This window comes from Microseira sp. BLCC-F43 (assembly GCF_041929235.1).
Taxonomy (GTDB): domain Bacteria; phylum Cyanobacteriota; class Cyanobacteriia; order Cyanobacteriales; family Aerosakkonemataceae; genus Microseira.
Genome location: NZ_JBHFNP010000242.1, coordinates 1 through 8,438 on the forward strand (window position 1 = coordinate 1; position 8,438 = coordinate 8,438).

At 47.9% G+C, this 8,438-nt stretch carries 8 protein-coding genes and 1 pseudogene; 4 read left to right on the forward strand and 5 right to left on the reverse strand.

The annotated features are described in order from the left end of the window. Nucleotides 1-116: 116 nt before the first annotated feature. The 3 genes from ACE1CM_RS32790 to ACE1CM_RS32800 form a co-directional block, all read right to left on the reverse strand. Nucleotides 117-269: a hypothetical protein gene (locus ACE1CM_RS32790; RefSeq protein WP_374883068.1), complete on the reverse strand. Its 153-nt coding sequence runs from the start codon at nt 267-269 to the stop codon at nt 117-119. 78 nt (nt 270-347) lie between these two features. Further along, on the reverse strand, nt 348-836 hold the full coding sequence (locus ACE1CM_RS32795) for a helix-turn-helix transcriptional regulator (RefSeq protein WP_374883069.1): 489 nt from the start codon (nt 834-836) through the stop codon (nt 348-350). A gap of 113 nt (nt 837-949) precedes the next feature. Further along, a complete protein-coding gene (locus ACE1CM_RS32800; protein ID WP_374883077.1) occupies nt 950-2,404 on the reverse strand; it encodes an aminopeptidase P family protein in 1,455 nt (484 codons plus the stop codon). Nucleotides 2,405-2,608: 204 nt separating this feature from the next. Between ACE1CM_RS32800 and ACE1CM_RS32805 the strand changes: the two genes are divergently transcribed. After that, nucleotides 2,609-2,806 (forward strand): DUF4332 domain-containing protein, encoded by a 198-nt coding sequence (locus ACE1CM_RS32805; protein ID WP_374883071.1) that lies wholly within the window; start codon nt 2,609-2,611, stop codon nt 2,804-2,806. A 45-nt stretch (nt 2,807-2,851) separates the two neighbouring features. On the opposite strand, the pseudogene iscB reads toward ACE1CM_RS32805, so the two are convergent. Next, nucleotides 2,852-4,130, reverse strand: a pseudogene (gene iscB, locus ACE1CM_RS32810) (RNA-guided endonuclease IscB). 213 nt (nt 4,131-4,343) lie between these two features. Between iscB and ACE1CM_RS32815 the strand changes: the two are divergent. After that, nucleotides 4,344-4,532: a DUF4332 domain-containing protein gene (locus ACE1CM_RS32815; RefSeq protein ID WP_374883078.1), complete on the forward strand. Its 189-nt coding sequence runs from the start codon at nt 4,344-4,346 to the stop codon at nt 4,530-4,532. A 45-nt stretch (nt 4,533-4,577) separates the two neighbouring features. On the opposite strand, the gene ACE1CM_RS32820 is transcribed toward ACE1CM_RS32815, so the two are convergent. Next, the gene (locus ACE1CM_RS32820; RefSeq protein ID WP_374883073.1) at nt 4,578-5,192 is read right to left on the reverse strand and encodes a TetR/AcrR family transcriptional regulator; all 615 of its coding nucleotides are present in this window, start codon (nt 5,190-5,192) and stop codon (nt 4,578-4,580) included. A 153-nt stretch (nt 5,193-5,345) separates the two neighbouring features. On the opposite strand from ACE1CM_RS32820, the gene ACE1CM_RS32825 reads away from it, so the two are divergent. Beyond that, complete coding sequence (locus tag ACE1CM_RS32825; protein ID WP_374883074.1) at nt 5,346-6,917, forward strand: M16 family metallopeptidase; 1,572 nt, start codon at nt 5,346-5,348, stop codon at nt 6,915-6,917. 196 nt (nt 6,918-7,113) lie between these two features. Continuing rightward, on the forward strand, nt 7,114-8,438 hold a 1,325-nt coding region (locus tag ACE1CM_RS32830), incomplete at its 3' end, for a M16 family metallopeptidase (protein ID WP_374883076.1).

The window sequence follows — 8,438 nt, forward strand, 5'->3', positions numbered from 1 at the left end:
TAATCATCTGGTTCTAGAGTTCAGGACTAGCAAGCATCCTGAAGTAGGTCTTTAACTCTTGCCTCTAACGAATAGTCTGGTCAGCTTGGGCTTTTTGGCTTACGCCTCTTGCCCCGTCACGAAGCGTGCGGGGTTGCTGACAGGTCAACCGATAATTGAGAATTGAGGTTTACTTTGAGGAGTTTGGCGATCTGTCTGAGGGAGATGACAAAGGTTTTGGGGTTAATGCGATGCCGTAGCGATCGCATCCCCTTGCTGTGAAAATTCATGGTTGACTTTTGCTAAAACCAACTGATACTATTAACCTACATGTTTAACGTGTAAATGTCAAATAAAAAGATAAACCCTTAACTTCCTTCCTCTGGTGCGAATCCAACGGTCTGAGCAACCAAGTCAAAATGCTTAGACTTTGATCTCGTCGGCTCATACAATCCTTTTTCCCACTCGCTGACTGTTTGCTGGCGCACACCTAGCTGTTTTGCAAACTCTGCCTGTGTTAATCCCATATGGAGGCGCAACAATTTGATCGAGCTGCTATTCCAAACGACATTACCATCGCGGCGCTGTAGTTGATAGCTAATCGTAAATTGACGGAATGTAACCGACTGCCGCTCAAAATCGACATTTTCAACGCGATAGCCAGCGTCCATCCACGCAGAAGCTTGCAGCGCGCCTTTGCTGCGATTGCTCCACCAGGCACGCTGACTTTTGGCTGAATTGGGCAACGAGTCGTTTATTAGTGCCTCGATTTCAGCAAAAGTAAGAATTATTTCGTTTTGATTGCTGCCACGCAAAAATTCTAGGAGTGGCTGGTACTTGTTGCCCTCCTTGTTCATTTTATCTGCTTGTTATCTCCGCTAGGTCACAAATTTAAAGGTAGCAAAATTCGACCATTTACCCCTAAAAGGAGCGATCGCAATCCTAATCAGAAGGCGATCGCTTCTACTTCCTACCACCCTCTAACCATACCCTCGATGGTGGATGGATCGGTTGGCAGTGCAGCGGTTAATACTTCGCACCCAGATTCAGTAACTAAAACGTCATCTTCGATGCGAATGCCCCGCACGTCGCTAAATTGTTCTAAACGCTCCCAATTGACGACATCTTGATATTTGGCGCGTCGATCGGGGTAGTTTAAAATTGCCGGAACTTGATAGAAACCGGGTTCAATAGTCACAATCATTCCAGCTTTTAAGGGGCGGTCTAAACGGAGGTATTTTAAACCAAAGCGATCGCTTCTCACCCTGCCCATCTCATAACCCGCCAAATCTCCCAAATCTTCCATATCGTGGACATCCAAGCCCAAAATATGTCCGATGCCGTGGGGGAAGAACATGGCGTGGGCGTCGGTTTCCACCAATTCTTCTACATCACCCTTGAGGATGCCTAAATTCACCAACCCTTCCGTCAACACAGTCGCGGCGGTCATGTGAATATCTTGATATTCTACGCCGGGGCGGATTTGAGCGATCGCAGCATCGTGCGCTGCTAGTACTACCTCGTAAATTTGGCGCTGAGAAGGGGAAAACCACCCAGAAACAGGCCAAGTGCGGGTGACATCAGATGCCCACCCCATCGGCGTTTCAGCTCCTACATCTGCCAGCAGCAACTCCCCGTGATGCACTGGGTTACAATAGTGTTCGTTGTGGAGGACTTCGCCCTGAACCGTGACGATGCTGGAATACGCCGTTGTCATGTTATTTGCCATGATGACGCGCTCCATCGCCGCCCGGATCTCGGCTTCGGTTTTAGCGCCTGGGGATGCTGACATTCCCGCTTTGTGGGCTTCTACAGTTGTAGCTATAGCTTTGCGAATTTCTGCGATCGCTCCCTCATCGTGACACAATCGCAACTTGACAATCGCATAAGCTAATTCCCAATCGATCCAACTCAAATGCTTTGCCGAAAACAACCAGCGATTGAACAGATTCGATTGTTGCTGCTGTACGATTACATCTTGGACTGGAATTGTCGCGCATCCATAGGCTCGCGTCCACAAGTCGCTCATCGGGTAAGCTACATTTGCCCCAATTAGCTGACCCACCTCATCTCGTGTAGGCTTTTCTCCATGCCAGAGCGCGTCATCTAGACTTGGCTCATCCATGAACAACTCTAACCTGCCTGCTTCTAAGCGAACGGCAGCATTTTCTAAAGGGAGGCCAGCGAAGTATAAAAAGTGACTGCTAGCCCGAAAGGGAAAGCGGTTGTCGGGATAATTGCGCGAGGGGCGACATCCCGACCACAGCATGACTGGAAAATTAACAAGCTTAGCCAGTCGCTGCCGCCGCTTGCGGAGAGTATCTGCCAGGGAGGTGCGGGGAATCGTGTTCTCTGGGAGGTCACTCAAGCGCAAGCTTTTGCCGAAGAGTATTGTGTCTGTCAGACGGTCGCTCTGGGTCAGCATCATTTGTGAGCGTAAGATTTTATTAAGCGAAAGATATCACCTCCTGACAGGATATCAGAAGAATCAGATAACGCGAATACCAGCCATGTCTTCTAAACTCAAGGCCGCTTCCATCCCGATTCAACCCCGTAGCTGGCCTATAGACCAACTCCCTGGATTGAGCGATAGCGATCGCCAGAAACTAAGCAAGCACTCGCCAATCGATTGCAGGTTCACGCCCACCACATCAGTAAGTGGGTGGCAATGGCAGAATTATATAGCATACCCAACGTTATTTGTCAATACTGGGGGCTATTATTGCACGCGGGGATTGCCTCGGTAAGTAAACTGGCGCAAACTCCGGTTCACCATAATCGGGGGTTTGTAAGGGGGAAACTGGAAGCCATTGTCGTTCACGCATAGGTCAGAAAGTTTCCCCCTTACACAAACAACTGAGCGGCTTGCGAATCATTGTTGATAAGCATAACCATCGCTCCTATGAATAAATGAGCAATACTTATGACTTATTCCTGCTACTCTACCCTCCGCAGTTGTGATATCAAAACTGCCTGTTGCGCGACACAGGACTCGACCAAGATAAGAGCCAACCTTTTTGCCCTTGGTGACAACAGCCTTGACAATATCGCCAGTTTTGAAACCAAAATGCCTCTTGGTGTTTGACCGATGGCGAATCGGAAAGCCAAAAGCATTGGTTCCACACATTTGACGGTTTCCATGCCCTGTTGCTTTGATAATCAAGGGTTTTGATACCAAAACCTTTAAAGTGTTTGGAGTTGATGCACCTACATTTGCAGCATCAAGCCAGTGACTTTTAGGTAAGTTTTGGCGACAACGGTTGTACTTAGTCCTGCCTCCTGTTCCAGTTTCAACAGGCAAGCCTAACTCTTTAAGACAATTAAATAGCTTCCATCGAGTAGCATTAACCGCTGCTGTATCAGCTAACGGTCCCTTGGCTTGACTAATAATTGACTTAAGCAATTCAAGCTTACTTTTTAAAAATTGATCGATGGGTTTATTTCCCTTCTTTTGGTTACATTTAGTGCAACTTAAGGTCAAGTTAGATACACGATTATAACCTCCCTTTGACTTAGCAACAATATGCTCAATCTCTAATTGGGTGTCGGTAGCACCTTCGTCAAGCACACTTACGATGCCATTTTTCGAGCATATATTCTCTTAGCTCATATCCAGCAAGTAACCCTTGTTGATACTCAATTCCAGAGACTTCCGGATTTTGCATCAACTGGGTATCAAATCGAACTAATTCAGTCGAGATAGCAGTAATTGGAGATAGACGTAATAGCCGTTTTACCCAAGTCAATATGTTATCCAATCGACTGATTAAAGAAGGTGGTAACCATCCATCATGACGCCTCCGATTGTTGAATCGAGGTTGGCGATAACGAGTCTTACGATTTCTGCGAGAACGCCTTAACTGTCTCCTGGAAGTCAGAGCATCTCGGATCTGAAACCCCCTATGGCTCAACTCCGCTGCCCACAAAACTACTTTTTCCCTCAAGATTGCTAAACCTGTTGTTTTTGCTCCAGGGTCAATTTTAATCCTCAAATCTTGATTGTTCGGTTTGACGATTTCCTTCTTCAAAATAATCGTGAAAGGATAGCTTTTGAACACAGCAGCTTTACCCGTTTTGAGCATTTTTCTTGCTCTCGCTGGGTGAGTTGGGTTTAACGGTTTTTTGCTGCTGTCTAACACAAATACAAACATGAGTTTTAATCTCCCTTGTGGGGGTAATGTGAACCTCGACAATGTTCAGAATCGGTACTTTCTTCAACACACTGGCTTAACCCTTGTACACCTGTTTAATGCTGAAGTTCTAGTGCTACAAACTGGTTCATGCATTCGTAGGTAGGAATTTTAACACTTGTTCTGAACGTAGGTTTTATTTCAAACCTTAGTCTGGTCATGTAGGCTTGTAGAATAAATTCGAGCGGTAGCAAGAATTGTTTCCTACAAGCCCCTGCCTTTAGGCATGGAGTTCATGACAGATTGCACCAACAAATTTTGCGCTTGCAGGTGGCAACGATGCAAGGTAGAGATTTGTGTCCTTCGGTGGAGGAAGTACAAGGGTGGATAAAACAAGCTCAAATGCTAATGGCTAATGGCTAATGGCTAATTGTCTTTTTCTGGCTATTAGCAATTAGCCATTAGCAATTAACCTTTAGCTAATACCCCGCGCAGGAAAATATCGGAGATGCCTTCAGCCATTTCCTTGATGTCTTGGGGGGAAGCGCCCGGTTCCATGATGGTATTGTGACTGAAACCAGCGATCGCAAACATGCCCACAAACACCTGTGCAACTATCTTGGGATTCATCCGGCGATAAATGCCTTTATCCATCGCCGTTTCAAAGAACGCTTCCGCGACATCGGTCATTTTAGCAATCACTTCGGTTTGGACGCGATCGCGCAAATCGGGGTGAAACTGCGCCTCCATAAAGCAAACGCGCATCAGATCGGCATTCTCTTGTAAATTGAACATCCGTCGCCGCATTACTTGCGCCACCGCTTCGTAACTGCCCATTTCGCTGAGTTCGGTGAGCAAATCGGTAAGCAGTTCTACCCATCCCAGAGTCGCCACCTCAATCAAAATCGCCTTTTTATTGGTGAAGTGGCGAAACAAAGTACCTTCTGCCACCCCAGCTGCGATCGCCAAATGGCGAGTCGTCGTACCGTCAAACCCTTGGCGGGCAAACAACCGTTGGGCTGCCTTGATAATGCGGGTGCGCGTAGCGTCTTCTGTCAAAGGAGGCCGTTTCAATAGTCCCATAAATAACCACGTTGATAGGCTGACCGCAGCAAAAGCTGGTAGCTTTATTGTCTTAGGAGTAAGTGGTTACTCCGCCTATCCTTAATACATCGTTAACAGATGGAGTCATTATTCAGCAGGGAAAGCACGCCAAACACCCATCAAGCATGACCCATGACCCACGATCTTAAACAAATGCGAACCCTCATAGCCTTTCTATCTGCCGTTGTGTTGGGGTGGGGACTAATATCGACACCCGCCTTAGCCCGCAACGAAATCCCGACAACGGTAAATTTTAAATCCACTCCTGCTGGATCGATTCAGCCTTATCTGGATCGCGTCATGCAGCGGGTAACCGAGTTTCGCCTAGTTAACGGCATCAAGTTTATTGTCTTAGAACAACACCGCGCCCCCGTGGTTTCTTTTCTCACCTATGCTGATGTAGGCGGTGCGGACGAACCCAATGGTAAAACGGGTGTGGCTCACTTTCTGGAACATTTAGCGTTTAAAGGCACTACGCGCATCGGTTCTAAAAATTACCAGGCAGAAAAACCCCTGCTAGACCGTTTAGATCGACTCGATGCCCAAATTCGGGCGGCGTCATCGGCGGGTAAGCAAGCAGAACTTGCCCAATTGCAGGCAGAATTTCAAAAAGTGGAAGCCGAAGCCGCTACTTACGTCAAACAGAACGAACTAGGACAAATTGTAGAGCAGGCGGGGGGAGTCGGACTCAATGCCAATACTTCCACCGATGCGACTCGCTATTTCTACAGTTTCCCCGCGAATAAGTTAGAACTGTGGATGTCTTTGGAGTCGGAACGATTTCTGTTTCCCGTTTTTCGCGAGTTTTATAAAGAGAAGCAAGTCATTTTAGAAGAACGACGGTTGCGGACGGATAATTCCCCCATCGGTCAGATGATGGAAGCCTTTTCCGATGTCGCCTTCAAGGTGCATCCCTACCGGCGTCCCGTGATTGGCTATGACGAAGATATCCGCAATTTGACGCGGGAAGATGTGCAGCTGTTTTTCGATACCCACTACGTCCCCAGTAAGTTAACGATCGCTGTGGTGGGCGATGTTAAACCAGCCGAAGTTAAACGTCTGGCTGAGATTTATTTTGGTCGCTATCAAGCGAAACCCTCTTCCACCAACCAAATCCCCCCAGAACCTCAGCAAACTGAAACTAGGGAAGTAACCCTGCGCTTGCCTTCCCAGCCTTGGTATTTGGAAGGATACCACCGTCCGGCGATCAATCATCCGGAGGAGGTAGTTTATGAATTAATCGGCAGCATTCTCAGCGATGGGCGCACTTCTCGCTTGTACAAGTCTTTGGTCGTAGAAAAACAAGTGGCGCTAGGGGCGCAAGGTTTTAGCGGTTATCCGGGAGATAAGTATCCCAACTTGATGTTGTTTTATGCTTTAACTGCACCGGGGCATACCGTAGATCAAGTGGCAGCGGCGTTGCGGGCAGAAATTGACCGCCTCAAAACCGAACCCGTTTCCCAGCAGGAGTTGCAACGGGTAAAAACTCAGGCGCGGGCGGGGTTGTTGCGAAGTCTGAACTCGAATTCCGGCATGGCTGAGTTATTGCTGGAATACGAGGTCAAAACCGGATCTTGGAAAAATCTGTTTCAGGAGTTAGATGCGATCGCTAATATCACCCCCGCCGATATCCAGCGCGTCGCTAACGCCACCTTCCAACCCTCTAACCGCACCATCGGGCGCCTTCTACCCAAACAGGGATGAGTCCGAAAAATTTTGTCCCCAATTGGGGATAAATTGTGGAGCGAGAAATTTTGAGACCAATTGGTCTCATTTTGCGGATAAAGAATAAATTTGTCTCCCATTGGGAGACAAAATCCGCCCACAGAAAAAGATTTTGAGACCAATTGGTCTCATTTTGTCGGGAAATAAAAATAAAATAGCACGGAAGAGGGGAAAGATGCATTCCAATCTCAAATCAAAAATAGCTCCGAGTCGGTTGCTTCGCGGCATCAAAGCGATGGGACTAATTGTAGGGACGGCGGTGCTGTTGCTGCTGTGGCGCACGCCAGCGGTAGCACAGGCGGCGCGGCATTACACAGAATTATCCTTTCCGCCGATTCCAGAAATCCAGATACCCGCCTACACCCGCTACCAGATGGACAACGGGATGGTGGTGTATCTAATGGAAGATAAAGACTTGCCCTTGGTGGGGGGAATGGCAATATTTCGCACGGGCGATCGCACCGAACCGGCAGACAAGGTAGGATTGGCAGGGTTAGTCGGGACTGTAATGCGGAGTGGCGGTACTACCAAGCATTCTGCAGACGAACTCAACCAGTTATTAGAACAACGGGCGGCGGCGGTGGAAACTGGTATTGGCAGTACTTCGGGAAGTGCCAGTTTTAGCGCCCTCAGCGAAGATATAGAGGAAGTATTTGGACTGTTTGCGGAAGTGATACGGGAACCGGCGTTTCCCCAAGACAAGCTAGATTTAGCCAAAGTGCAAGTTAAAGGTAGCATTGCCCGTCGCAACGATGACCCAGAAGCAATTGCGAGTAGGGAATTCCAAAAAGTAATTTACGGCAAAGAAAGTCCCTATGCCCGCACCGAGGAGTATGCCACCCTGGATAATATTTCTCGCGAAGACGTGGTGAGTTTTTACCAGAAATATTTCCACCCCAACAACGCGATACTGGGAATTGTGGGGGATTTTGACAGTAAAAAGATGCGCGATCTGATCCAAGCAAAGTTTGGCGACTGGAAAAGGAATCCGCAACTGCAAGTTCCGCCGCTACCGCCAGTATCTCAAGCGAACCAGGGAGGGATATTTTTTGTCAATCAACCCCAGTTGACGCAAAGTTATATCCAAATGGGACATCTCGGCGGTAGGTTTGACAGTCCCGACTATGGGGCGCTGGATGTGTTAAATAACGTGCTGAATGGATTTGGGGGGCGGTTGTTTAATAACGTGCGATCTCGTCAAGGTCTAGCATACAGCGTCTACGGTTTTTGGAGTCCCCGCTTTGATTACCCCGGTACTTTCGTTGCAGGTGGACAAACTCGTTCCGAAACCACGGTACCCTTTATTCAAGCCATCTTTGACGAAATTAAGCGCCTGCAAACCTCACCCGTAACGCCGCCGGAACTCGCTTATGGGAAAGACTCGGTAATGAACTCATTTGTCTTCAATTTTCAAGACCCCAGTCAAACCTTATCGCGGTTGATGCGCTACGAATATTTTGGCTACCCCGCTGATTTTCTGTTCCGTTACCAGCGTGCGGT

Coding starts and splice junctions, on each gene's coding strand:
- ACE1CM_RS32790 (WP_374883068.1), bottom strand. CDS start 269: ATGAATTTTCACAGCAAGGGGATGCGATCGCTACGGCATCGCATTAAC.
- ACE1CM_RS32795 (WP_374883069.1), bottom strand. CDS start 836: ATGAACAAGGAGGGCAACAAGTACCAGCCACTCCTAGAATTTTTGCGT.
- ACE1CM_RS32800 (WP_374883077.1), bottom strand. CDS start 2,404: ATGCTGACCCAGAGCGACCGTCTGACAGACACAATACTCTTCGGCAAA.
- ACE1CM_RS32820 (WP_374883073.1), bottom strand. CDS start 5,192: ATGGGACTATTGAAACGGCCTCCTTTGACAGAAGACGCTACGCGCACC.
- ACE1CM_RS32825 (WP_374883074.1), top strand. CDS start 5,346: ATGACCCACGATCTTAAACAAATGCGAACCCTCATAGCCTTTCTATCT.